General features: G+C 43.4%; 21 protein-coding genes. 10 read left to right on the top strand and 11 right to left on the bottom strand.

Annotated features, from left to right (window positions below):
• Positions 1 to 85 precede the first annotated feature (85 nt).
• From ACYX4M_RS01250 to ACYX4M_RS01235, 4 genes are all read right to left on the bottom strand, one after another.
• Positions 86 to 1303: a BCCT family transporter gene (locus ACYX4M_RS01250; protein ID WP_476081551.1), complete on the bottom strand. Its 1218-nt coding sequence runs from the start codon at positions 1301 to 1303 to the stop codon at positions 86 to 88.
• A 170-nt stretch (positions 1304 to 1473) separates the two neighbouring features.
• Positions 1474 to 3126, bottom strand: coding sequence for a choline dehydrogenase (betA, locus tag ACYX4M_RS01245; protein WP_476081550.1), 1653 nt, complete (start codon positions 3124 to 3126; stop codon positions 1474 to 1476).
• Positions 3127 to 3144: 18 nt separating this feature from the next.
• The gene (gene betB / locus ACYX4M_RS01240; RefSeq protein ID WP_476081549.1) at positions 3145 to 4611 is read right to left on the bottom strand and encodes a betaine-aldehyde dehydrogenase; all 1467 of its coding nucleotides are present in this window, start codon (positions 4609 to 4611) and stop codon (positions 3145 to 3147) included.
• Positions 4612 to 5288: 677 nt separating this feature from the next.
• Positions 5289 to 6140: an META domain-containing protein gene (locus tag ACYX4M_RS01235; protein ID WP_476081548.1), complete on the bottom strand. Its 852-nt coding sequence runs from the start codon at positions 6138 to 6140 to the stop codon at positions 5289 to 5291.
• A gap of 189 nt (positions 6141 to 6329) precedes the next feature.
• On the opposite strand from ACYX4M_RS01235, the gene ACYX4M_RS01230 reads away from it, so the two are divergent.
• Entirely contained in the window at positions 6330 to 6845 is a 516-nt protein-coding gene (locus ACYX4M_RS01230) for an Mpo1 family 2-hydroxy fatty acid dioxygenase (protein ID WP_476081547.1), read from the top strand.
• Positions 6846 to 6903: 58 nt separating this feature from the next.
• Here ACYX4M_RS01230 and ACYX4M_RS01225 read toward each other — a convergent pair whose 3' ends face one another.
• The 3 genes from ACYX4M_RS01225 to ACYX4M_RS01215 all read right to left on the bottom strand — a co-directional run bounded on the left by ACYX4M_RS01225 (position 6904) and on the right by ACYX4M_RS01215 (position 8240).
• Complete coding sequence (locus ACYX4M_RS01225; RefSeq protein ID WP_476081546.1) at positions 6904 to 7560, bottom strand: crotonase/enoyl-CoA hydratase family protein; 657 nt, start codon at positions 7558 to 7560, stop codon at positions 6904 to 6906.
• Between the two features lie 106 nt (positions 7561 to 7666).
• Positions 7667 to 7873: a hypothetical protein gene (locus ACYX4M_RS01220; protein WP_476081545.1), complete on the bottom strand. Its 207-nt coding sequence runs from the start codon at positions 7871 to 7873 to the stop codon at positions 7667 to 7669.
• A gap of 1 nt (position 7874) precedes the next feature.
• On the bottom strand, positions 7875 to 8240 hold the full coding sequence (locus tag ACYX4M_RS01215) for a hypothetical protein (protein ID WP_476081544.1): 366 nt from the start codon (positions 8238 to 8240) through the stop codon (positions 7875 to 7877).
• A 197-nt stretch (positions 8241 to 8437) separates the two neighbouring features.
• On the opposite strand from ACYX4M_RS01215, the gene ACYX4M_RS01210 reads away from it, so the two are divergent.
• From ACYX4M_RS01210 to ACYX4M_RS01190, 5 genes are all read left to right on the top strand, one after another.
• Positions 8438 to 10468, top strand: coding sequence for an aminotransferase class I/II-fold pyridoxal phosphate-dependent enzyme (locus tag ACYX4M_RS01210; protein WP_476081543.1), 2031 nt, complete (start codon positions 8438 to 8440; stop codon positions 10466 to 10468).
• A 93-nt stretch (positions 10469 to 10561) separates the two neighbouring features.
• Entirely contained in the window at positions 10562 to 11359 is a 798-nt protein-coding gene (locus ACYX4M_RS01205) for a TrmH family RNA methyltransferase (RefSeq protein WP_476081542.1), read from the top strand.
• Positions 11360 to 11396: 37 nt separating this feature from the next.
• Positions 11397 to 12398, top strand: a complete 1002-nt coding sequence (gene ylqF, locus ACYX4M_RS01200; protein WP_476073986.1) for a ribosome biogenesis GTPase YlqF — start codon at positions 11397 to 11399, stop codon at positions 12396 to 12398.
• Between the two features lie 79 nt (positions 12399 to 12477).
• Positions 12478 to 12987 carry a WbuC family cupin fold metalloprotein gene (locus ACYX4M_RS01195; protein WP_476081541.1) on the top strand — a complete coding sequence of 170 codons (510 nt, stop codon included), beginning with the start codon at positions 12478 to 12480 and terminating at the stop codon, positions 12985 to 12987.
• A 368-nt stretch (positions 12988 to 13355) separates the two neighbouring features.
• Positions 13356 to 13577: a helix-turn-helix domain-containing protein gene (locus tag ACYX4M_RS01190; protein ID WP_014950268.1), complete on the top strand. Its 222-nt coding sequence runs from the start codon at positions 13356 to 13358 to the stop codon at positions 13575 to 13577.
• Positions 13578 to 13714: 137 nt separating this feature from the next.
• Here the strand turns inward: ACYX4M_RS01190 and ACYX4M_RS01185 are convergent, their stop codons facing one another.
• Entirely contained in the window at positions 13715 to 14995 is a 1281-nt protein-coding gene (locus ACYX4M_RS01185; RefSeq protein ID WP_476081540.1) for a pectin acetylesterase-family hydrolase, read from the bottom strand.
• Between the two features lie 345 nt (positions 14996 to 15340).
• On the opposite strand from ACYX4M_RS01185, the gene upp reads away from it, so the two are divergent.
• Together upp and ACYX4M_RS01175 are read left to right on the top strand one after the other, a co-directional pair.
• Positions 15341 to 15970 (top strand): uracil phosphoribosyltransferase, encoded by a 630-nt coding sequence (gene upp, locus ACYX4M_RS01180; protein WP_269917486.1) that lies wholly within the window; start codon positions 15341 to 15343, stop codon positions 15968 to 15970.
• 183 nt (positions 15971 to 16153) lie between these two features.
• Positions 16154 to 17179: a LacI family DNA-binding transcriptional regulator gene (locus tag ACYX4M_RS01175; RefSeq protein ID WP_476081539.1), complete on the top strand. Its 1026-nt coding sequence runs from the start codon at positions 16154 to 16156 to the stop codon at positions 17177 to 17179.
• 86 nt (positions 17180 to 17265) lie between these two features.
• Here ACYX4M_RS01175 and ACYX4M_RS01170 read toward each other — a convergent pair whose 3' ends face one another.
• The 3 genes from ACYX4M_RS01170 to ACYX4M_RS01160 all read right to left on the bottom strand — a co-directional run bounded on the left by ACYX4M_RS01170 (position 17266) and on the right by ACYX4M_RS01160 (position 22983).
• Positions 17266 to 20169, bottom strand: coding sequence for a TonB-dependent receptor (locus tag ACYX4M_RS01170; RefSeq protein WP_476081538.1), 2904 nt, complete (start codon positions 20167 to 20169; stop codon positions 17266 to 17268).
• A gap of 205 nt (positions 20170 to 20374) precedes the next feature.
• Positions 20375 to 20959, bottom strand: a complete 585-nt coding sequence (locus tag ACYX4M_RS01165) for a thymidine kinase (RefSeq protein ID WP_476081537.1) — start codon at positions 20957 to 20959, stop codon at positions 20375 to 20377.
• 5 nt (positions 20960 to 20964) lie between these two features.
• Positions 20965 to 22983 carry a putative bifunctional diguanylate cyclase/phosphodiesterase gene (locus ACYX4M_RS01160; protein WP_476081536.1) on the bottom strand — a complete coding sequence of 673 codons (2019 nt, stop codon included), beginning with the start codon at positions 22981 to 22983 and terminating at the stop codon, positions 20965 to 20967.
• Between the two features lie 500 nt (positions 22984 to 23483).
• Here ACYX4M_RS01160 and ACYX4M_RS01155 point away from each other — a divergent pair, with 500 nt between their 5' ends.
• Both ACYX4M_RS01155 and ACYX4M_RS01150 read left to right on the top strand, forming a co-directional pair.
• Positions 23484 to 23657 (top strand): hypothetical protein, encoded by a 174-nt coding sequence (locus tag ACYX4M_RS01155; protein WP_476081535.1) that lies wholly within the window; start codon positions 23484 to 23486, stop codon positions 23655 to 23657.
• Between the two features lie 7 nt (positions 23658 to 23664).
• Positions 23665 to 25995, top strand: coding sequence for a TonB-dependent receptor domain-containing protein (locus ACYX4M_RS01150; RefSeq protein WP_476081534.1), 2331 nt, complete (start codon positions 23665 to 23667; stop codon positions 25993 to 25995).
• Positions 25996 to 26029: the final 34 nt, after the last annotated feature.

Here is a 26029-nt window from a genome sequence, read left to right as displayed (position 1 = left end):
GCCTTTTAATAGTGGGCACTCTTTAACTTCACCGGCTCAAATTGAGCCAGTGAAGAAGAGGGGAAACAAACAAATATGAAATGTTTTAGTTAAGGTTTTCTATTTTTGTGAAGTCAATTTTGTTCTCTTTCGGGGACGTTTTGATAGCCGTCACCGATTTGAACTTCTGACTCAAAATGAACGAAAAGCAGCTAAAGAAGACGGCTATAACCAGCGCACCTACCCACTGAATTTGCAAGAAGTCTAGTTTGAATAACAGCGTAAGCAGCGATAGTGCCACGATGTTAAGGGCAATATAATTACCTTTGCCAATGCGCTCAACGGTCATGTTAAGGTTGTCGGTATAAAGTCTGATAAGTGAGTCAAGTGAGTTGATTACAAAAACAATACCTACAAATACCATTGCCATATTCGTGATACCTTCCGTTGGAATACCGGCGCTGTGGTAGTGATACAATACCGAAAACCATGCAGCGATAGGGATAGATGGGATAACCATCATAGCCAGCATAACTTGGTAGGTTTTAAGGCCGCCTACGAAACGAGACGTAAACTGACCTATCATAATGCTCCAGCTGAACCACCAGAATAGATAAAACTCATGGTAATCATTGATGGGTAATACGAAGTTATCAATATTCGCAAAATATCCGCCAATAAGGCCTAGGTTTCTAAAGTATGCCGTTATTTCACTTTCGCCAAACACAAATGCCGCAGCCCACATGCCAACAATGAGGGCGATAAATACCCATGTAGTGGTCAGGCTTAAAATGCGCACGTACTTAATACTTGTGCTTGAGTACACTGCAAAGGCAATAGCTGCGAACACAATAAGATAGAACGCTGGCACGACTGATTCACCGTCGCCTACTGACGGCAGGTACCATGGAAGGTTTGAAAGCAGTAAGAAAGCTGTAAAAGCACAGGTTCCGATGATAATAATGTTGTTTACGAACTTAACAATAGGAAGCTCGAAAAACTTTACCTTCGGCTCGATTACGCAGAAATAAAAACAAGTAAGAAAGTAGAATCCCCAAATTAAGAAACCCCAGAACCCAAACTCAATGGCGAGCGGATTGGTGAAGGCATATTCGGGACTTGCGCTTATGTCAGCATAACCAGCAAATTCAGTAAGCGGGAACATAATAAGACCCACGTCTAAACCTGAGGTAAAAAGAATAGCAATGAAGGTGAAGGTTCTAACTGGCGTTACGCCAACCACTTTCATGTTGCCCCATTTAAACAAAATATAGGCTACAGAAAGTAGAGTGAAAATAATGCCTGCACTAAGCCAAACTGTCATTATCACCCTCCCAAAATTGATAAAAATAAATCATGTTTTTTCCTTTTTTTTCGTTATTAAACAGTCCACCCAGCTACTCGCTAAAACCATGTTAAGGTGGCTGCGTGTAGGCACTGTGGAGGGTGTGCTTGCTTTAAAAATAAGCACACTGGTGCAAGTACTTTAAAAATTTAGCGTTGCTCTGTTTGCCAATGCGGGTGGATATCCACGGGCACATTCTGTGGTGGTAAAGCAGATTTACCCAAAATTTTGTCCGCCGCTTTTTCAGCGACCATTATGGTAGGAGCATTAAGGTTTCCATTTGGAATGGTAGGGAAGATAGATGAATCCACCACACGAAGGCCTTTAATGCCATGTACTTTGGTTTGAGAATCTACTACTGCCATATCATCCTCGCCCATTTTGCATGAACACGACGGATGATAAGCACTTTCGACAGCTTCGCGCACAAAGGCATCGATTTCTTCATCCGTTTGAATATGCTCGCCAGGCTGAATTTCGCCGTCTCTGAAGTCGTCGAATGCTGACTGTGCGATGATTTCTCTTGTTAGTCTTACGCAAGCTCTAAACCCTTCAATATCATCTTGATGTTGTAAGTAATTAAACAAGATTTTAGGAGGCACTGTCGGGTCGGCCGACTGAATGGTAACGCTACCTCTACTTTTTGGTTTATTGTGACCTACGTGTACCTGAAAACCGTCACCATCGAATGCTGATTTCCCATCGTAACGGATGGCTGCTGGCAAGAAGTGATACTGAATATCAGGCCACTCTACATCAGCTTTGGAGCGAATAAATGCGCATGATTCAAAGTGATTCGTTGCGCCTAACCCCGAACGGTTAAGCAACCAGCGGGCGCCTATCAAGCCTTTTGAGATTAAGCCCAGTTTGCGGTTTAGCGTAATTGGTTGCTTGCACTTGTACTGGAAATAGAACTCCAAGTGATCTTGCAGGTTTTGGCCCACACCCGGCAGATGGTGTTTGACATCGATGCCTGCTTTTTCGAGAACCTTTTTATCGCCGATGCCTGAAAGTTGCAGAATATGTGGCGAACCAATAGAACCGGCACTTAAGATGACTTCATTAGACGTATTGGCGGTTTCTGCTTTGCCATTAACCACATACTCAACACCTTTCGCGACTTTATTTTCAAGAACAACTTTAGTCACCAGCGCGCCGGTCACTATGGTCAAATTCTTACGCGATTTTACCGGGTCAAGATATTCACGGCTTGCCGAACTGCGTACACCGTCTTTCACGGTCATATGCATTGGCCCAAAGCCTTCTTGTTGCTTACCGTTATAATCGCTTGTGATGTCGTAGCCCGCCTGTTCACCGGCTTTGATAAAGGCGGTATAAAGCGGGTTCTTCATTTCATTGCCGTTGTTAACGCCAAGTTCACCATTGCCACCACGATAAGCATCGTTACCCTTGTACCAGGTTTCAGCTTTTTGAAAATACGGTAAGCAGGCTTGGTAATTCCAGCCTTCTGCGCCGTGTGCTTCCCATTCGTCGAAGTCTTTGGCGTGACCACGTACGTATACCATGCCATTAATGGATGACGAGCCGCCCAGTACTTTACCGCGTGGGCAGTGCATTTCACGGTTGTTTAAATACGGCTCTTTCTCAGTATTAAATTGCCACGCATACTTGTCTGTATTCATCGGAATAGACAGCGCTGTGGGCATTTTGATGAAAATGCTTTTGTCTGAGCCGCCGGTTTCCAGTAGTAAAACCTTGTGCTTAGAGTTTTCTGATAAGCGGTTCGCTAGCACACAGCCAGCAGAACCTGCTCCAACAATAATGTAATCAAATGTCTGCATATAAACTCCTACTGCGATTTAAAACGGGCTTTCAATTTGGCTCATACCTACATAAACCGACTTGGTTTGTGTGTAGCTATTAAGCGTTTCGACGCCGTTTTCACGTCCAATGCCAGACTGTTTATAGCCGCCTACAGGCATTTCAGCAGGAGAGTTACCATATGCATTTATCCAGCAAATACCAGCCTGTAACTTATGAATAACGCGGTGCGCGCGCTGGATATCCTTGCTAAATACACCGGCGGCTAATCCTAGCTCAGTGTCATTCGCGCGTGCGATCACTTCGTCTTCATCATCGAATACCAACACGCTCATTACTGGCCCAAAGATCTCTTCCTTAACGATAGTCATATCGTCGGTGCAATCTGTGAAAATTGTTGGTTCAACAAAATAGCCGTTAGGCGCAGAGGCTGGAGAGGCAGCGTTACCACCGGTTAACAGCGTTGCGCCTTCTTCTTTTCCTTTAGCAATATAGCTAAGTACTAGCTCTTGGTGCTTTTTAGAAATAAGTGCGCCTAGGTTTACATTAGGGTCTAACGGGTCGCCCATAATGATATTGGTTTCGGTACGGGTTTTAAGTTCATCAATAAAGGCTTGATACACAGAGCGCTGGACGTAAACACGGGTGCAGTTAGTGCAGATTTCACCTTGGGTATAAAAATTACCTAGCATAGCGGCGCTGATAGCCTGGCTAATGTCGGCATCTTCGAACACTACAAGCGGCGACTTACCGCCAAGTTCCATTGTCACGTCTTTCAAGTTCGACGCAGCGGCGCTTTGCATCACTTTTTTACCCGTGCCTACTTCACCGGTAAATGATACTTTTTCAATGTCAGGGCTGTTAGTAAGCCATTGGCCTACTTGCGCTGCACCTTGAACCACATTAAATACGCCAGCAGGTACGCCAGCTTCGGTAAAAATTTCAGCCAGTTTAAGCGCGCCCATTGGGGTTTCTTCTGATGGTTTAAATATAAATGCATTACCAGCAGCAAGCGCAGGGCCTGATTTCCAGCAAGCGATTTGAATAGGGTAGTTCCATGCGCCAATACCAGCGCAAATACCTAGTGCTTCTTTGCGTGTATAAAAGAAATCACCGCCAACAGGCTGCTGGGTACCTAGTTGAGTAGGAGCCAGGCCTGCATAATACTCAATAACATCAGCGCCAGTTTCAATATCTACACAATCAGCTTCTTGTATAGGCTTACCGGTGTCGAGTACTTCAAATTTAGCGAGTTCATCATTACGCTCACGAAGTAATGCTACCGCTTTGTTAAGGATGCGGGTTCTTTCAATAGGCATCATTGCTGACCATACCGCAAATCCTTCTTTAGCACTCTTAATCGCTTCTTGTTGAATAAACTCATCAGCCACTTCTACGTGGTAAATTACCTCACCGGTTGCGGGGTTGGTTACTGCAAAGGTCTCTTTGCTTTTGTTCGCCAACGGCTTGCCGTGAATAAAATTCTGATAAGTTGGTAATGACATGCATAAACTCCTACTTTAAATAGTGCTGACAACGCTCGCCAATTAGCGCGCTCTTTGCGTGAAAAATAAATACGTACAAGCTAGTACATCTCTTTGGTTTCAATACGATGAATAGTGTTGAAACTATTTTTCTCGCTAAGCGTTCGAAGCGCCCGAACTAATCGCTCTACGCTTAATAAACACCACTTTAGCTTTCTTTGCCTTCACCTCTATCTGAGCACTGTTTCTGCAGGCTTAATAGTGTTTGATTTAGTTAAACAAAAGCAGTGTTTTTATTTTAATTGGCTGTTCAATAAAAATAAATTGTATAGTGTTCTAACTATTGTTTCAACGTTGAAGCATATTTAACGGCAAGTGATAAGGATGTTAAGTACGTGTGTTTACGGCTTAAGTGGCTGATTTTTAGTGATTAAAGGCCTAACATTAAATATATAAATAAAATGCTAATTACCGGGGACGGTGTTTGTTTCGAAGAGACGGAACCGCGAAAAAGTGTTTAATTGAAACTATTTGACAGAGAGTGGTGGCTGGCGCAGTGCTTTGTAAAGCACATGGCGAGCATTACACGAGCATTGCGGTTTCGGCACTTTATAGAAAGCGCCGACGCTCGCTATAGAAAGTAGTTAATCTTTCTAAATAAGTTTTAGGGCTTGTATCATAATGATGCTGCTTGAATTTTAATGGTCAATTTTACAGTGATAGTAGCCAGAATTTATGGAAAAGGTGGCAATATCACCTTTATTCCAATACACCACACCTCTGTTATTGGTGTATTTCGCTCCCGATGCAGAACGTGATAGCTGCACGATGTGATGCATATTGTTGATTGAGACTGCTTTTGTATCTGGGCCAAGCGTATTCACACGCAACTCTGTGATACTGGCGTTTGGCGTCTCACAATTATAGGTTCTGCTATTGGCTTGTGTAGTAGCGCCGGCAATATCTTGCTTTTTAGCTGCCTCTTTCGACCCTTTTTTAATTCCAAGCCCGCGTTTATTAGCATTACCAGAGTTTGATCCCTGGGAGGGGGATGAAATTATCGCTTTTACTGTTTCGTTATCATTGCTGTCATACAGGACTAGCCATGTGTTATTCAATATTGCATAAGCTTTCGATGAAGCCAGAGCATCTACGAAACTTTGCTCTTGTTTCATAAGTGCTGGGGCGCACATCTTTCTGGTAAGTACAATTTTATCGGCAGAGAAGGGTTGAGCATTGCTGTCTGCACCGAATGCTTTATTGTCATTCGCAACGTCGAGCGCCCCTGTATATTGATTACAGCCTGTGCTTCCGCTTATTCTACTAACATCACCGTTTACATTTACATTAAGAGTAACGTGGCTAAAGTCGATAATACCTGCTTGATTTATGCTTTCGACCTGCCAATGGCTACCTGAAAGTGCAAGCTTGTCCTCCTCACTACTTTGTCCTTGTTCATCAGTCGAATACATTGAAGAAACTGAACTACAAGCCGTTAAGGCGAGAAGTGTGGGTACAGCTAAAGTTAAAAGGTACTTCCTTTTATTCATGAAAACTCCACTTATTATTTATCAATAGCGGTAGGAGTCGCTTTTCACAACTAAGTTCAGCAGTACTAATTAGTTAAAATATCGAATATGCCAAGTCGATTTTAAAGTGTTTGTCGTCTAGGCGACAGTTTGTATGTGATCGCAAGGAGTAAACTGACCACTACAGTATAAATAAAACGTTGGCGCAGTATGAAGAATTTAGAACAACACTTAAGTGAGTACGCTAAGTATCACAGGGATCAGAAAAACATCTACACCCATTATATCGGCATCCCGCTCATTGTTTTTTCAGTATTCTGTCTGCTTAGCAAGCCTGCATACCTTATAAATGCACCCATTTTGGGGGCTATGGTCATTAGTCCTGCTTTGTTCGTATGGGTAATAGGTAACGCTTTCTATATTAAATTAGATATAAAATTGGGCGTTGTTATGACACTTATCACGGGGGCTATGGTCTATTTCGCGCAGCCTATCGCACAGCTTAGTGTGAGCATGTGGCTTGCTGTCTCGTTAGGAATTTTTATCGGTGGGTGGGTACTGCAATTTATTGGTCATCATTTCGAGGGAAAGAAGCCAGCGTTCGTGGACGATATCATGGGCTTGGCGATAGGGCCGCTTTTTGTGCTCGCTGAATTAAGCTTTGAATTGGGCCTAAGGAATGCGCTAAAAGAAGAGATTGAACGCCGCTCTGGGCCTGTAAAGTAATTGCTTCTTTACAACGCGTTGAAATGATAAGTCTCAACGCGTTGTTACAACCTAAGCTCTAGGCCTTCATTTTCGCTATGGTTTCTTTACGCAACTGTATTTTAGACTCAGCAAAAGACTTCCTTGGTAACATTTTCAGTTTTTCTGCATAACCCATAGCCGTTGCTAGTACTTGTTCCTGAGGCACTGCTGCATCTAAAAAGCCTGCTTTAACCGCTTCACTGCCTTGATAGATGCGCGAGAAAAGTAAGGCTTCAGTTTGGCTAGTATTAGCGAGTCTGGCTTTGGCTAGTTCCATACCGAATGGCGGCAGCACCATACCAATGGCGGTTTCATTAAGACCATACTTAGTATCTGCATCTTTACCAATACGCAGGTCCGCAGCCATAAGCATAATTGCGCCCATTGCAATGCTGTGACCTTCTGCAGCAATAACAACAGGTAGCGGAAAACTATAAAGGCGCACAATTAAATCAGCGCCTTTTGACACCAGTTCGTGTTGTTTTGCTTTGTCGTCAGCTTTCATTACTGACAAATCAAAGCCCCCGCAAAACTTGCCTTCACCGCCGTGTAATACAACTGCTTTTGCGTTTTTCTCTGCTTCATCTAAGGCATCATTGAACTGCTGAATAAGCTCAAAGCCGACGGCGTTAACTTTTCCGTCGTCAAAGGTGATTACTGCAATATCGTTATTAATAGCTAAATTAAACGCCATGGTATGTCCTGTCACTTTCTTGGTAGGAATTAATGTACGTCACACTTTATTAAGCGCAACTTTCTAGCAGTGATTGTAGGTAATTGATATGTATTATGATAGTGCTTTACGCATCATCTTCGGGATATGTGCTATGAATATCATTGATAACATGGGGAAGTTCTGCAATAAGCTTCTTTTTGTAACGGCGTTGCCTGCGTCGTGCTTTAGCGTTATTAGCCCTCCATTGCGCTCGTTTATCTTTCACTATTCGCTCTAGGTCTTGGCCGTCTTGAATCAGAATTGCGTCATTAATGGTTGTACGTTTAGTCATACTAAAACTCCAACTTTAGCTGTTTATCGCGCCACTGTTTCGAGCGTTGGTTGAGAACGTGAAGCGAGACACTCTCAATGGCTATCTGTCTCGCAAGATTTAATGCAGCGCTGGCTTGCTCGTCGGTAAGGTTTTTATAAGCCGGTGACGGAATGGCCTCATACCACGCACAGCCGACAATATTGTCTAAAATCACCCGCATAAAACAATGATCATGCTGTATTGGCCAGGCGTTTTTCTTCGTTAAAGCAATAGAAGGGAGCACGTTCTTCGCGTAATGTAAGAATTCTTGTAGATTATTTACGTGCTTGGTGGATTTTGAAAGGTAGGCATGTGGGGATTGAGTTAGAAAGGTAGATGTATGCATATGTGATTTTCCCCTGTTCAACTCAAGTAAAAACTATTGCTAAAGTTAAGCAAGAGTTTACACGACACCAATGAAATTCAGAGTTACACTATTTTTAGTTTTACTGTTTTTGTTTATAGATTCTTAGTTTATAGATTCTTAGCCTTATGAGTTTTAGCTTAGCGCCAAATACTCATTATTAATTACATGGTTGGTTAATGCGCCCTCATTTGAAAATTCTTGTTATAGAAGATGCTGTTGATCTGTTGGAACAAATTACGTCGAGTATAGGCAACACCATTGCTTACTTCGACCGAAGTGACGTTGATATTAGCCTGCTTGAGGCAAACTCCGTTTCTAAGGCACTACAAATTGTTCGAGAAGACGGTGACATTCAGGCTGTTGTATTTAGCTGGGATGTGGTGGCGAAGGTTAAAGAGCTGACAGACGTTGAGCCTTTATTTGGCGTACTTAATGAAAATACGAGCCCCGCAGCAGAAAGCGTTAGTTCACAAAACGCAAACGAGAAAACAACAAGCGAAGAGTCGTCTGCACACAACGCGGTAATTGATAATAACGCCAGAGTTATCGACGCTATTAAACGCATTCGCCCTGAACTCCCGGTGTATGTCTTAGGCGATGCAGTAAAAGGGTTGGATATTGTAAACCAAGCCAATGGCATTGAATCGTTCTTCTATCGAAACGATATTATTTCGGACCCAGAATCTATTCTTGGCTATATCATCAATGACTTTGATGACAGAAACGAAACGCCGTTTTGGACTGAATACAAAGACTATGTGGTAGAGTCTAATGACTCGTGGCACACGCCAGGTCACAGCGGTGGCGCAAGCTTTAGAAACTCACCCTATATCAGTGACTTTTATCGTTTCTTTGGGCGTAACGTGTTTGTTAGTGATTTATCGGTAAGCGTAGACTCGCTGGGCTCACTATCAGATGGCACCCACGCTATTGGAAAAGCACAAGCTGCTGTTGCGAACACATTTGAGGTTCGCCATTCCTATTTCGTTACGAATGGCTCTTCTACATCAAACAAAATTATTTTGCAGACGCTGTTGCGTGAGGGCGATAAAGTCATTGCCGACAGAAACTGCCACAAGTCAGTACACTACGGCATTATTCAGGCGCGAGCCATGCCGGTGTATTTAGACAGTGTCTTTAACCCTGAATACGGTATTTTTTCACCGCCTAGGATGGCGCAAATTAAGCAGCTTATTGAAGAAAACACTGATGCTAAACTTATCGTACTGACGGGGTGTACTTATGATGGGTTACTTACCGACCTTAAGCAAGTAGTTAATCTAGCCCATGAACATGGCATTAAAGTGTTCATTGATGAAGCCTGGTTTGCGTATTCCTTGTTTCACCCAGCATTGCGTGATTACTCTGCTATCGCAGCTGGGGCAGATTATATTACTCACTCTGCGCACAAAGTGGTGTCGGCGTTCTCGCAAGCATCCTTTATTCATGTAAACGATCCGGATTTCGATAAAGACTTCTTTAAAGAAGTGTTTGCAATTCACACCAGTACCTCGCCCAAGTATCAACTGATTGCCTCGCTTGACGTATGTCGTCAGCAGCTAGAAATGGAAGGCTACAAAATCCTTAATGAGCTATTAAGCAATGTTGCCGAACTCAAATCGCAAATGACCAAGTTCAAGCGACTTAAAATACTTTCGCCTAGTGAGTTTGCGAATATGTTTTCTCACTTTGAAAGCGATAACATTGGGCACGACCCGCTTAAAATCCTAATTGACGTATCGGCGCTTGATTATTCAAACCAAGAAATACATCGTTTCTTGATGGACGAAGTCGGTTTAGAAATAGAGAAGTTTACCCATAGCACTATTTTAGTACTGCTAACACTAGGCGGAATGCGCTCTAAAATTGTAAGGCTATACAACGCGTTAAAACGTCTTGATGATGGCGCCGTTAACCTTAGTAAGCGCAAGAGCAAAAGCCCGTTACCGGCAGACATTCCGCCCATTCATTTAGACGACCTTCCGTCAAAAGCGTTTTTCAGCCCTAGGGAAGCCATTCCATGGCAAAACAGCGTTGGACGCACTGCAGCTGGCTTAATTACTCCGTACCCACCCGGTATTCCACTTATTGTTCCTGGACAGAAAGTGGAGCAAGCGCATATTGATTACCTTCAGGCCCTGGCAAGCCAGAAGCTTACCGTGCAAGGTATTTACGACGGTGACATTTACGTGGTTGCTGAAGAATAAATAAACCATGTTATCGGCAAGGTAAATTGTCACCTTGCCTTTTCCTGAACTTACCTTAAACTTGCGCCGAAAGTTATAAAAAGGGCAGTGCAAATGAAACTAAGTGACGTGAAAAAGCTTCATCAAAAGAAATTTAGAACGCAGTTCGGATTCTATTTGGTGGAAGGAGAGCACTTAGTTTTAGAGTTAATTAACGTTGCTCAGCATGACAGCAGTACATTGGGTGATATCACCCTTTATGTAACGGCTGAGTATGAGGCGTGGGTGAAAGAAAGACTTCCTGCCTCTAACGATGCTATAAAGCTTGAAGGTGTGAGGATAGAAACGGTATCGTCGCAACAAATGCAGCAACTCAGCGATACTAAGTCACCTCAAGGTATTATTGCTCGCGTTCCACTTCCTAACTCCGCGTTGAATTCACAGCGGTCACAAACCAACATTTCAGCAAAAAAATCCAGTGCCGAAAAGTACATTTACTTGTATGAAGTTCAAGACCCCGGCAACTTAGGCACCATACTAAGAACGCTAGCGTGGTTTGGTGATTTTACGCTATTAGTAAGCCCTAACAGTGTGGACCCTTATAACTCGAAAGTTGTACGCTCAAGTATGGGGGCTATTTTCCATGTAAACATGGAATTAAATGTAGCGCTTGAAAGCCTAGGCGAGCGGTTCGAACGTTTCGCCTTCCTGGATATGAGTGGTAGTAATATCACCTCTAACTCCTTTGGTGATTACCAGTGTTATCTGTTTGGCAACGAAGCCCGTGGCGTGCCTGTTGACGCACTATCACGGCTAAACGCAACGGCGTATACCATTGCGGGAAGCGGTAAAATTGACTCGTTAAACTTAGCCAGCGCTGTAAATATTTGCGCCTATGAATTAACCCGTTAAGCACGCACTCTCAACTCGATTACGATAGGAAACAACCATGGCATTACAATGGTTCCCAGGGCACATGCACAAAGCCCTGAAAGAAATTAAAGAGTCGCTTAATCAAGTAGACATTCTCATTGAGGTGCTTGACGCACGTATTCCGTATTCCAGTGAAAACCCTGAAATTGCAAAAATACGCGGCGACAAGCCCTGTATAAAAATTCTTAATAAGTACGATCTTGCAGACCCAGAAATTACTGCGCGCTGGCAGGAGAGCTTAGAGAAAGAGCGCGGCGTGAAGACGATTACGACCTCTAGCGATAACCCGGGCAACAGCAAGCAAATTATGCAGCTGGTTAAAAGCATTTGTTCGTATAAAGAGGGTCAGCCTAAAGCAATTAAAGCTATGATCACTGGTATACCTAACGTGGGTAAATCGACGCTAATTAATATTTTAGCCGACCGAATCATTGCTAAAACAGGCAACGAGCCAGCTGTAACGAAAAGCCAGCAGCGCATAAATTTAGGCAGCGGTATTATCTTGTTTGATACACCGGGAGTTCTGTGGCCTAAGCTTGAAAACCCACATTCTATTTACCGGTTAGCTTCATCAGGTGCTGTTAAAAACACCGCCATGGAATACGACGATGTCGGTTTTTTTGCGGCAGATTACCTTATAAAAGCGTACCCAGAGGTAATGAAAGAGCGCTATAAGCTAACCGAGCTGCCCGACACTGAAATTGAATTTTTAGAAGCCGCCGCTAAAACGCGTGGAGCGATTCAAGCGGGTGGCCGCGTAAATCTTCACAAAATATGCGAGATCCTGCTTAAAGAACTGCAGTCGGGTAAGTTGGGGCGAATAACGCTAGAGACACCGGAAATGCTGGAAGTCGAAAAAGAGGAAATGGCTATTGAAGCGGCGAAGAAAGCTGAAGCGAAGGCCAAGCGTAAAGCAAAATTCAAAACAGGGTCGTTGACGCCAGATAAGAAAGATCGGAAAGAAAAACGAGAAGAGAAGCGTCAAGAACAAAGCCGTAGAATGAAGAGAAACAAATGATGGCTTTCGATGCTTGCGCAGTAAGAGGGAGAAGCGATAGGCTTTGATGCAATACCCAAGCAATAGTTAGGAAATGACGTTGGACGATATTAAGTATTTTGATAAAGCATTGTTTAGTGAGTTAAAACAGAAAGCGGCAGAGAGCCCTCGCCGGCGAGTTAATTTTAACGTTCACAAATCTTACACTGATATGGTTCAGCGTCTTTTCATTGCCATGATGCCAGACTCTTACGTACGGCCCCATCGACACGTGCAGCCTCACAAGTGGGAGTTCTTCATGGTAATGGAAGGTGAGTTAGATATTCTATTTTTCAACGATGAAGGCGTAGTTACAGAAAGAGTAACGTTAGCGGGAAATGGTGAAACAAGTGGAATCGAAATTCCACCTAATACCTGGCATACAACTGTGTGCTCTAGCCCAGTGGTATTTATGGAAGTTAAGCAAGGACCGTATGAAGTGACGGATGACAAAGGGTTTGCAAGCTGGTCTCCTGAAGAGAGGAGCGATCTTGTACCGCGCTTTCTCGCTTCGCTTAAACAAGCAAAGGTAGGTTCTGAAGTCACTTGCTTAAGCTCGTCTGTTTCCTAAAACGGCGGCTTTCAACTTGCCTTGCGGACTTTCCTTTTTGGAAAGTCATTGCTATTGCTTATCTACATGGTATGGTTAAGGATAAGTGACACGAGGCGGCTACTGTTTTCACAGAATAGTTATTAGCCCAACTATTTCACTTAGTCTCGGCAGAATGCCGTTTGTACAAGTACATTGTAAAAAGAGAATTATTATGCGAAACGTTTCAACTGGTTATTTTTATAATTTTAATTACTGATTGCACCTGACCGTCGGTGTTCAGGGGCAAGTATTGGCTTCTGGGCACTGCAGGTAAAAACGTTTTGCAAAAGCCCAGAAGGTATCACCATCTGGGCTTTTTTAATGCCCGAAATTCTCGGTAAAAGACAATGAAAGAAATTACACTAGGTGACATAAGAAAGCAGCACAGAGTTAAACAGGAAGTAGTAGCAATGGCGTTATCGGTCACAGCTTCTGGCGTGAGCAAGTTGGAATCAAAACGCATTCAGGACGTTTCACTTCAACGCGCAGCAGCATATTTAGCAGCCGTTGGCGGAAATATGAAAATTGAAGTGACTATGCCAGATGGTGCTACATTACAAGTAGGGTAGCGGAGAAGGGGCTTTTGCTGTAAAAATGCTAAATTTTAACCAACAAGTCTTCGTCTTAAAGATGGCTAATCCAACCGCTACTGGATTGGACTCGCCATATTCTTGGTCAATGCTAATAAGAATTTGCGCTGCGTATTCTACTGATAATATGCCGCGCTATTTTCTCTAAAGCGACGTGATGTAGCGAACGTATATAGCCACTCGTTAAAGGAAATACCCTGTGCACTCTGCTCATTGTAGAATGGGCTAGGCGACGATACTGGGAATGCATTGTCCTCACAGAAATCGTTTAGCACCATGTGGCACGTACCTTCTCCGAGATAAAATTGGTAGTTCCAAGTGAATGCTGAGAGCGCATGAACTGATGCATTAGCTTGAAGCTGCCAGCCAAGTATGTACCCTAAATCAGATTCTGTTACGCCCCATGTCGTTGGATCTAAATTGCCTCTGGAAACCTGGTCTGAAATTTTAGAGAACTGAATTTGAACAATATCAGTTCCAGTTGAATACTGGGCAAAGCGATTCCAAGGGTACTGATAAGCTAGTCGCAACATCACCTGTTTATTGAGGGTTAGATAGTTAAAGTTACCTATTAAACGTTGGAAATTTCTTGGAAGTGTGTCTTCAATACCCCACGGGCCTTGATAATTCAGCACTGTTTGCGTAAAACCTTTTGAAATAACGCCTAGGGATGCATCAGCAAAAAGCGCTACTTTGGTGTGTCCAAACAGCGATTGGAAGTAGGGAAAGTTGAATGTAGCGCCGTATCCACCGGCACTACTTCCACTGAGTAACACTTTATTAGGTGATAAATCATCATTATTCAGTTTATCTTTAATCCACTGCATAACAACTAGCGCGTTGTCGTGGCCACGGTGTCTTAATGTAACTTCTGCCCCTGGTAGGCCTGTAACGATTCCAAGCTCGTCAACATACTGCGTATCTTTAGAGCCCAAGTGTAAGTCGCCAGTACAGTAAGGAATGAAAACTTTTGACCAAGTTTGAAAAGGGTTTTCTTCCGTATCCTCAAATATTCCGCCCGAAATAAAAGGCGTATTCTCGATTACGGCTGAAGGATTATAGGCGGCCCGTGACATAGGGTTGTCGTCGAACTCGAGCTGCATCGAAGCAAGGCAGGTTGCGTCATCCCAGCATGCGCCTCCACCGTTAAAGTAAATCAGTAAATTGTCACTCTCGCCCTGTTCGAAATAAAACGAAAATGGATTTGGAGCTAACCCTTCAGGCCCGGGTAAAGCGGGAAGGGAACATGATGGGTAAGCGGTTTTCTCTCCACCGCCAGGTACAGATACGACAACTTCATTATGAGGCGTAATTTGTTCCCATTGTGCGAACGCATTATGAGTACAAAAACTGAGTGCGATTATAGCAAGATAACGAAAACGTTTAGCGTAAGGCATAAACAATTCCTTTTGAAATAGATAAACATGGTTTTAGAAAGTGAGTTTAAGCAGGCTTTATGAAAGAACTGTACTTCCCGTTGTTCTCACGAATTACCAATAGAAATATATCCCTAAATTCCAGCGAAACGAATGTGAAAATATCGCATAGGGTTACTAAATGGCTCCATAATAGATATATATGGATATTGAAAGCTGCAACTCTAGGTTAAAGCAATTATGAGTGCTGTCTAGAGTAAAAAATGGAATTTCAAAGCATTGAATAAACATATTTTTACGACTAATCGCTTTAACTCAAGTACGGCTGGGTTAAAATAGCATGAAATCGATTACTAGGAGTCTTACATGGCCGTTCATGAAATTACCCACCCTCTCATTGCGCACAAATTAGGGCTTATGCGAAATGCCAAAATTAGTAGCAAAGATTTTCGCGAACTTGCCTCTGAAGTGGGAAATCTGCTGACCTATGAAGCAACGCGAACACTGCCGACAGAGCGAGCTACAATTAAAAGCTGGTCAGGCGACGAGGTAGAAGTAAGACAAATTAAAGGGAAAAAGATTACGGTAGTGCCTATCCTTCGCGCCGGATTGGGGATGTTAGAAGGTGTATTAGAGCTAATTCCAAATGCGAAAATCAGTGTGGTTGGGCTTTATCGCGATGAAGAAACCCTTCAGCCTGTTGCTTACTTTGATAAGGTAGTTAAAAATATCGACGAACGAACTGCACTGATTGTCGACCCTATGCTTGCAACCGGGGGAACGTTAATCGCAACTATTGATCTACTCAAAAAGAAAGGCTGCCGTCGAATAATGGGGTTGTTTCTTGTTGCTGCACCTGAAGGCATCAAAGCCGTAGTTGATGCTCACCCCGATGTCGATATATTCACAGCTGCTATTGATGAAAGACTGAATGAAAAAGGCTATATACTGCCAGGTCTCGGTGATGCCGGGGATAAAATTTTCGGCACAAGGTAGAAAGAGAACTTCTTAAAATTAAGCTTCTCAATGTATTTTTATACTTAGGCGTCAAATTAGCGACTAAATTGCGCGTTAAACGTTTAAGTTAATGGTATAGTCAAAGGGTAGTCGAAGCGCAAGCTTGCTACCCTTTGTTTATTTTGATCAGGGTAGTAAGTCTCGTTAAAAGAGCTTATAACAATGAATAAAACGAAACTAACCCTAAAAGATGTTGCTGAGCAGTTAGGCGTATCAACGGCAACCATTTCAAACGCGTTTAATCGTCCAGACCAATTATCCAAAGCGAAGCGCGAAGAAATTTTGTCGCAGTGTAAAAAGATTGGATACAGTGGGCCAAACAAGGCCGCGCAAATTCTAAGGAAGGGCACTTCAAATATTGTGGCTCTAGTGCTCGCCGACAGTATCTCCTATATGGTGAGCGACCCAGTAGCTAGCACATTTATCAAAGGGGTCTCATCTGCTCTGCAAGAGAATGGTAAGCACTTATTACTTTACGCGGGTGATTCAAACAGCCTTCTTGATGTAGTAGATTTTGTTGACGGGTTTATTTGCTATGGTCAGCCTCGCAATAATAATCTGGTAAAAGAATTAGCAGTGTCTCCGAAGCCGGTTGTTACGGTAGATTTTGATATTGAAGATAAGCCGTCGATTAATATCGACAACGAAGAAGCGGCTTATCGGGTTGCGTCCCATGCATTAAAAGAGGGTGATAACGTGGCAATATTTGGGCTGCGTCTTATCGATTCACCCTCTACGTGTCGTATCTATGATAGCCCATTGATTGATGTAGATAGCTCAATTGCCCACCGCCGTCTTGATGGATATTTGAAGGCTGCGGAAGAAAAAAATATTACGGTAAGCAATGAGCGTATATGGCACCTTCCAGAAAGTGATAGACACTTTGCCAGGCAGGCAGCCAAAGAAGTGTTGACCAGTTCTCCCAGGCCAAATGTTGTCTTGTGTATGAGTGATATCATCGCACTCGAGTTACTTAACTCAGCATTAGATATGGGAGTTAAGGTCCCAGAAGAGCTTAAAATAACGGGGTTTGATGGAATCGAAGAAGCCGAGCGTGCTCGACCTAGCCTAACTACTGTATGTCAATCGAGTGCAAGTAAAGGTGTTGAAGCAACCAAAGCTTTACTTAGCATGGTTTCTACCAAAAGTACCTTGCCTTTTGAGCTTCGCGCTGGAGAAACTGTTTAAAGAAATTTTCTCGAAAAGGTTAATAAGACGCCCGAGATAAGTGCGCCTTATTAACCTGTAGCAAGGTCCGATATGCCCAGTGTTTTTTAGTAGAAAGCGTAATTTAAATTAAGCATATATGAGGGGCCAAACTCCCGGCGGAGCGTAACAATGCCTGCATCATCAATGGTTTCTTCCTTTTCATCAGTCAGATTAACGCCTTGAAGGGAAACTCTTAGTCCTTCCAAATATTCAATGCCACTATCTGCAAAGTCATAACTTATTTGTGCATCGACCTGGGTGACAGCATCCCGCGTAGCAGCTTCAATTTTGTTGGAGCCCCCGCGTTGATAAGTAAGGAACTCTGAGCGGTCTGTAGCGGCTACCCTTACTTCGAATCCGTTAGCCTCGTAGTAAACCGTAATGCTGTATGTATTGTCAGATTGACCGGGAATAGCTGTGCCATCTTCGAGTTCAGCATCTAAAATAGTTGCTGAAGCGGCAATACCAAAGCCGTCCAGTACATCCCCCACCATTCTCAATGGAATATTGGCCGTCAGCTCAATACCTTTCATTTCACCTTCAAGACCGTCTTCGAAGAATGAATAGAACCCCTGATCCGGTGGCGTTACCAAGTCGCCCACTTCATAAGGCGTATCCTGAGGACCATAATTGCCAGCCACATCTATCACTCTGTCGTGAAACCCTGGAATAAAGTAGTTTGCGCCTTCGTTTGTGACATCGTTTGTAAAGTCGATGAGTTGATTACCGTCACGGGTCCAGTTAACTAAGTCTTTATAAAAAAGCGCAACTGAGACATAACCTTCTTCATCGAAATAGTTTTCAAAAGATAAATCAAAGTTATTCGCTTCAAGCGGACGAAGGGTTGGATTTCCTGTAAACTTAGACCACGGAGAACCAAACTCTCTTACTGCTTCTTCAGAGTTTTCCGTGGCAATAAGCTCAATGTTTTGATCAAATTTAACAAATCCCGATGCCTTCATCTGATCGATTCGAGCACGACTTATTGTTTTAGACGCGCCCAAGCGTAAATAGCGATTTTCATCTAACTCTACACTAATATTTAAGCTAGGCAGGAAATGCGAGTAATCATCGCCGTCCGTTATTCTACAATCTGCATCGACTGCCTCATTACCGTCATCATCACACACAGCGAAGTTTGGTCCGACAATACCAATAAAACCTGAAGAGGTTTGATCAGTTTGGACATATTGAGCGCCCACATTGCCTTTTACATTGAAGCCCTGCACTTCGGTCTCAAAATCTAGCTGTGCGTAAACGGTAGTGACTTCTTCATTTACCGTGTAAGTATCACCCAAACGGTCTGGTTCTAATAGACCGGCATCGTTTAGTGTGTACTCACCATCATTGTAGGGAGCAAATCCATCGTACGCTACTACATTGCCCATTCCCGCCCATGTCAGATCGGCTAGTCCGTTGTAAAGATACTGCTGGGGAATCGCTTCTGAAAAAGGGTACGATGAGGCTGTTGCGAAAAAGCCTTTGTTGTCTTTCGCTTTGTATCTATCGCTGTAGTTAATTCCCGCAGTAAAGGTATTAAATATGCTCCAGTCAACATAGCCAACTGCTTCAAAGCGCACAGTGGTGAGTTCTTCCTCAAAATCAGCGAAGTTTAAGAAGCCGTCTTGCGCATTGAAATAGCTATAAGGCTGGCCATTCGCTTGCAGGGCATCAGTGGCAAATTGATCGGCAATATTAGCCATTCCGCCACCCCAAACTTGAGGGCCGGCGAGCTGCAATAAGGCTGGGTCAGAAAATGCATCAAGACCGCTACTGTCAGTAAAGAAAATGCCATCGGCACTCATCTGGAATTGGCGCGAGCCGAGTTGCTCTTCGCTAAGCGCGCCAGAGCGGGCGAGGCCTGCATAAGATTCACCCCGTAGGTCTCGCTTACTTGATTCACTATCTGCGACATCTAGCATTACAGTCCAGTCGTCGCTTATGTCGTATTTTATATTTAAACCAAAGGTTTGAAGCTCACCGTCTTTTTGAGCGGGATCTGTTCTTAACACAGGGTTGGCATTAATCTGTGTGCCAGAACTATTTACACCGCTGCCGGTAACGTTTGCGGCTGCAAAAGGTTCTATAAAACCGCGGATAACGCCTGAATCAGAGTAATCAATATCGAGGGTGTCAAATACAATATCTAGTCTATCTGTAGGGCGCCATTGCAGAATAGCTGAAACTGTATCCCGCTCTAATACCCGGCTAATTGCTTGCGAATCTAAACCAAAAGGAAGGACCTGTCCTTCATCATTTTCACCGTAACCCCAAACGCCATATTTTCTCTCATTTCTGGGCGACTCGGTTGAAGCAATAGCGAGTGCTAGACCTACGGTGTCGTCTGCAAATTTTTCTACAAATGAAAGGGCAAATCGATTGCCACTGTTATCAAACTCTGGGTTGTCAGAGTCGTTACCTCCGAGTTCATAAACGCCGGTTACGGTAAGCGTTTCTTGAGCAGCTAGAGGGCGTACTGTTTGAAGGTCAACTGTACCGCCGATACCCTGTACTATTAGCGACGCATCTGAAGTTTTATAAATTGTGGCGCCTGTCATTATTTCAGCGGGGTACAAATCATATTCAACACCACGGTTGTCACCAATACCTATCAGCTCGCGGCCATTTAGTGAAGTTCCGGTGAAGTCCTCTTTAAACCCGCGAACAGATATTCCTGACGTTCTCCCTCCAACCCGTTCACCGGAAAGCCCGGGTAAGCGGGCAAGGGACTCTGCAATGGACGAATCTGGGAGCTTACCGATATCCTCTGCTGAAATGGCTTCTACAATTGAGTCATTGTCCATCTTTACTGCTTGGGCACGAATTAGCGACCCTCGAATCCCTGAAACTTGAATAACTTCAACTTGCGATTCATCCTTCGTTTCTTGTGCTATTGCTGAGGCTCCGTGCAGCGCTGCTGCGATTGAGATGGCAACCAGTGCAGGTTTGAATGTGCTTGTGTGCTTCATGCGATATCCTTGCTAAATGCTTTGAATACAGTTTTGTTTACAGCAATTTAACAATAGTGGCAGGTTAGCGAGTGTGCAAGTTAGTGGCTTAAATGTTTAAGTAAAAAAAGCAAGCCCGTGGAAGTAACTTGCTTTCTATGTTTATAACCTTAGTTGAGCAATACGTGAAACTACCCTGAAACGAAAGGCTTAGGTGCATTTAAATTTAAGTCTTACTCCACACCAATTCTTTAAAGTGCTTACGACACATGGATTCGTAAGTGTCGTTACCACCTATTTGAACCTGGTCGCCATTTTTTACGGCATTGCCATTTTCATCCAAACGCACAACAAAACTTGCCTTTTTTCCGCAATGACAGACCGTTTTTAACTCTGACAGCTTATCAGCCCAAGCCAGTAAATAGTGACTGCCTTCAAAGGTTTCGCCTAAAAAGTCAGTTCTTAGCCCGTAAGCTAGAACGGGTACTCCCAATTCATCAACAACGTCAACCAACTGTTTTACTTGCGCCTTAGTTAAAAATTGTGCTTCGTCAATAAAGACGCAATCGGTTTTACGTGCTTCGTAATCTTTGCTTATGGACGCATATAAATTGTCATCTTTCGCGTATAACTTAGCGTCGGCTTGCAGGCCAATACGCGACGTTACTTTGCCAACGCCGTATCTGTCATCTAACGCTGCTGTGTAGATAATTGAGTGCATTCCGCGTTCGCGGTAGTTGTAAGCAGATTGAAGTAAAGATGTGGATTTTCCTGCATTCATTGCAGAGTAATAAAAATAAAGTTGAGCCATGGTGATTAATAATTTTCGTTATACCAAGAGATTAGGTCGCTGGCATTCATAGGTTTAGCAAAGTAAAAACCTTGCAAGTAATCAGTACCTAGCTGAGCAAGGTGAAGCTTTTGCTCTTCGGTTTCGATCCCTTCTGCAATAGTTTTACAGTTAAACTCTTTTGCCATCAAAAGTGTCGCCCTTATAATGGTATCACTCTCTTCAGAGCTATTCTGTACAAAAGAACGGTCAATTTTAATAAAATCGCATGGCATTGACTGTAGGCGACTCAATGATGAGTAGCCTGTACCAAAATCATCAATAGAAACTTTAATGCCACGCGCGACGAGTTCATTGACTTTTACTCTTACCACTTCTTTATCGCTAGCGAAAACGCTCTCTGTAATTTCTAAATGAAGCCGTGCCGGAGAGATTTGTGTAGTTTTTAGTGCATTGTCTACTGTTTTAAGAAAGCTATCATCAAGCAGTTGAGAGACTGACACATTAATTGATATTGCGAGGCCTTGTTTAAAATGCCAGTGAGATAGGTCGATAAGTGCGCGGTTTAGTACCCATGCCCCTATTTCCGGCATAAGTCCGCTACGCTCAGCAAGTGGGATAAATACAGCTGGGGAAATACTTTCATCATCGCATTTCCATCTTAGCAGCGCCTCTACTGAAGAAGGCGTATTTGAAGTAACGTCTATAATCGGCTGATAGAAAACGGTAAATTCCCCATTATCGATGGCGCAGCGCAAACGTTCGCAAAGTTGTTGCTCACGCTTGATTTCTTGATGAAGTGCTTGGCTGAAAACACCAATGGAGCCTCGCTGTTCGCGCTTTTGATCATACATGGTCAAATCAGCCTGCTGAATCAAATCAACAGCAGTTTCACCATGTTCGGGAAACATAGCTATACCAATGGTTGCATCAAGGGTTATTTGATTATCATTGGCAATAATAGGAATGGTGACACCACTGCGCATGGCGTGAGCTACCGCTTTTGCCGTGTCGACATTAGCGTAGGGGATAACTGCTACAAATTCGTCACCTCCCCATCTACCGAGATGGTTTTCTTCTGTATAGTTGCGCAAACGGTTAGCAATTTCTGCCAGCACTATGTCTCCGATTTTGTGGCCTAAACTGTCGTTAACTTGCTTAAAACCATCCAGGTCGATAAAAAGCAGCGCCAGCGAATTATCAAGCGCCCGCGTGGTATCGAGTAAGTTATTTAGGTATTTTAAAAAGCCATTTCGGTTAAGTAAATTAGTCAACGGATCACGATTAGAGAGTCGGTAGAGGTCAGCGGTTCGTCGTTCGACTTCAGCTTCAAGGGTCGCGTTTGAGGCATCGAGCTTTTCGTTAGAGGCAATAAGAAGTTGATTGACTTTTTCTGTTTCGCTGCGCTCAATTTTCATCTGCTCTATTAGGCTGTTGTTTCTTGCTTTCAGGTGTAGCGTACTTATGAAAAACTTGTTGTAACGAAAAGCACTCATAAAAATACCAAACCAAAAGACCAATCCCAAAACGCCTAAAATAAAAAACTCGCCCTCTTCATCTGTAATAGCGCATAACGACATAGGGACGAGAAGTGCCGTAGAATAATAACCTACAAGCTTTTTGTCTGGCGATAGAACCGTACCTGCTCCCCCTGCCATAGCAGCGAGCACGACCATGGTTGCCGCAAGCTCTACGGTTGTCATAGTCGAGTAAAATAAAATCGGATATAGGGCCCATATCCCTCCCGTCAAATACAGACCAGTTGAAAACCTCATTAAAGCAGGGCGAGGGTTATATACTTTATTAGCTAAATTAACCCGCCAGTAGATAGCGTCAGCAAGCCGGGCGATACAAATACTCACCAAAGCAACCCACACCTGCAGCTTGTGTGTAAAGACCGACGGCTCGTCGTTTTCAAAGAAAAAAACAAGGCCTGAAAACGCGAATATCGTCATCAGAAGACCGACGAAACTATTGCCCAAAAGCATGTCGGTGGTGTCTCTTTCTATTTCGACTCTTGAGATATTGTCGTGTTGTTTATTCAACCTTTGAAACCTATAGGTAGTACTTACTTGTCTAAGCAAGGTTTGTTACGCATACACATACACATTTCGATTTTATTCGTCTTTTAATTTTATCTCAGCCTACACATAAAAATATACAGCTACAATATAGTACGTTTTTCAATTAATAGGTCTAATAAGATCACAGTTTAGCAAGTTCACACTGCTAACAAGTCAGCAAATCATTGAGCATATTGCTAGTGTTCAAGCCAATACGTTAATTTATCTTAATCGATGTTTTTAATTTGAAGTGATAGTGCCTGTTAAGCAATTAAAATTGGACTTTAGAATAAGGCTATTAACATTTGTCTCTCTTTCTAAATGGTGTTTTTAAAATAAATATTTCACAGGTTGTTTACAATGTTGTTTTTTTGTTATAGATTCTTAATCGATTAAGCTTGTTGTGTTGCCACTAAACCTAGTAGTCTAGGGGAAGAGGCTACTTAGGATTTAACAACTCCAACACATTGCCGGAGAAAAACATGAAAAAACATCACACACTCAACGCACTGACTCTTGCAGTTTGTACCGCATTGTCAGGGTCTGTAATTGCACAAGAAACTGCAACGCCAGATGCGGAAAACAAGTCGAAAGAAAAATTTGAGCAAATCGTTGTAACCGCTGCACCTGGCGGTGCTACTATGCAAGAAGCTTAGTGTTTCTGTGAGCGCATTTGACGAAGAAGATATTTTAAAACTTGCTCCACGTTCAACAGCCGAAGTTTTCCGCGCTCTTCCTGGTATTCGCGCTGAGTCTTCTGGTGGTGGCGGTAACGCAAACATCACCATCCGTGGTATTCCGCTAGCGACAGGCGGTTCTAAATTTCTTCAGCTTCACGAAGACGGTTTACCAGTATTAGAGTATGGTGACATTAACTTTGGTAACGCAGATAACTTCCTACGTTACGACTGGTCAGTGGCGAATGTTGAAGCAGTGCGTGGTGGTTCAGCATCAACGTTTGCAAGTAACTCGCCCGGCGGCGTTATCAACATGATCAGTAATACTGGTGAAGTAGGTGGTGGTGCTATCGGTACATCATTCGGTGTTGACTATGAAGAGTTCCGTTTAGATTTCCGCTACGGTGGCGAAATCACTGATGATTTATATTATCATATTGCCGGTTTTGCTCGTGGCGGTGAAGGCCCTCGTGAAACTGGTTACAACGGCGACCAAGGCGGTCAGGTTAAATTTAATATCACGAAGATGCTTGATAATGGTCACATTCGCTTCTTCTACAAGAACTTAGATGACAAAGTGTCTACGTACCTTCCTTCACCAGTACTCGTTAAAGGTGACGGCGAATATGGCCCAGTTCCAGGCTACGATGCAAGCTCGCAAGCACTGAATTCAGCTTACAACACGAATATTTCTACTTTCGACAGTTTCGGTAACCCAGAAAACCGTGATGTTCGCGACGGTATCGAGTCAAAAGTAAATTCATTTGGCGTAGAAGTTGACCTTGAAGTGGCTGAGAATTTGTTCTTATTAAACAAATTCCGTATTTCAGATATTTCTGGTGGCTTCATCGCGCCGTTCACTGACGGTTTCCCAGCGGGCCCTGGCGATGTTTCAAACTTTGCTTCGGCACTTTGCGCCGGCGCGACAGATGGTGACGGCAATGCGCTAAACTGTGACAGCACAAGCGTGGTACTAGCTAATGGTCCTGGCGCTGGTGATGTATATACGGGGCAAGCTTTCACAAACCTTCAGTTTGACACGCGTATCAATGACCTTGGCAACATGATCAACGATTTCAGCTTGCGTAAAGAGTTTGATAACGGTATCGACCTAACGGTTGGTTACTACTACTCAAATCAAGACATCGCGACAAGCTGGTCTAGCTGGCAGACATTTATTCAAACACTTGATGGTGACAATTCTCAGCTACTAACGATTACTGATGCAGACGGCGTAGAGCTAGTATCTGATGGCTTACTGTCGGCAAGCTTCCTTTCTTGGGAATGGGATCTTAACTATGTGACTAAAGCACCTTACATGAACGTTGGCTTTGAGTTATCGGACAACATTCTGATTGATGCGTCGGTACGTCACGATACCACAGAAGCTTCTGGCGAGCTTATTAGCTCTTGCTGTGGTGGTAATGCTGATTTCGACCTAAACGGTAACGGTGTAATTGAGCAAATTGAAGATGCGTCTGCAACTAACAGCGGATTTATCAGCGGTGGTGTGATTAATCTAAACCGCGCCGGTGCGGCGTCTCAAATCGTAGATTACAGCGCGAATAACACGTCTTACTCAATTGGTGGTTCTTACCTTCTAAGCGACAGCCAAACTTTCTTTGCTCGTTACTCAAAAGGTGGCCGTGCCATTGCTGACCGTCTGCTACAAATTGGCGGTACGCTAAATGCAGACGGCAGTCTAACAAGTACGACTTCAGGTTACGACACAACGAAGCAGTTTGAAATCGGTTATAAGTACGGTACAAAAGACCTAATGGTTAACGCAACCTTGTTCGACACGGTTACTGAAGATACACAAGCTGAGGTAACTAGCGGTCTGACATTTATGCGTGAGTACGAAGCGACAGGCCTTGAGCTTGAAGGTCGCTGGAATGCAACGGATAACTTCGTCATGTCTGGTAACCTAACGTGGACTGATGCAGAAATTAGCGATGACGTTAATAACCCTGCATTAGAAGGCAATACGCCTCGCCGTCAAGCGGATTGGATCTGGACTATTACTCCAGAGTACGTTACCGACACATGGTCTGTTGGTGCTTCACTACAAGGCTCTACTGAGTACTTCGTACAAGACAATAATGACCTGAAACAAGATGGCTACACGCTTGTAAACTTATTTGCTACCTATTGGGTAAACGACCAGTTCTCAGTGTCACTTAACATGAACAATGCGACTGATGAGTTTATCATTACTGAATCAGAAGAAGGTTCTGCCGCAGTAGGAAGCTATGTACGTGCACGTCCTCTTAATGGTCGTACAACAGTACTTTCTCTAAAGTATATGTTTGACTAATAACGAATGTTTTAACGTGGAAGCACGTTAGCGT

Source organism: Alteromonas sp. ABV4_150 (genome assembly GCF_056311745.1).
The sequence above is the reverse complement of the archived record's forward strand: the minus strand, read 5'-3'. Positions and strand labels throughout refer to the sequence as shown.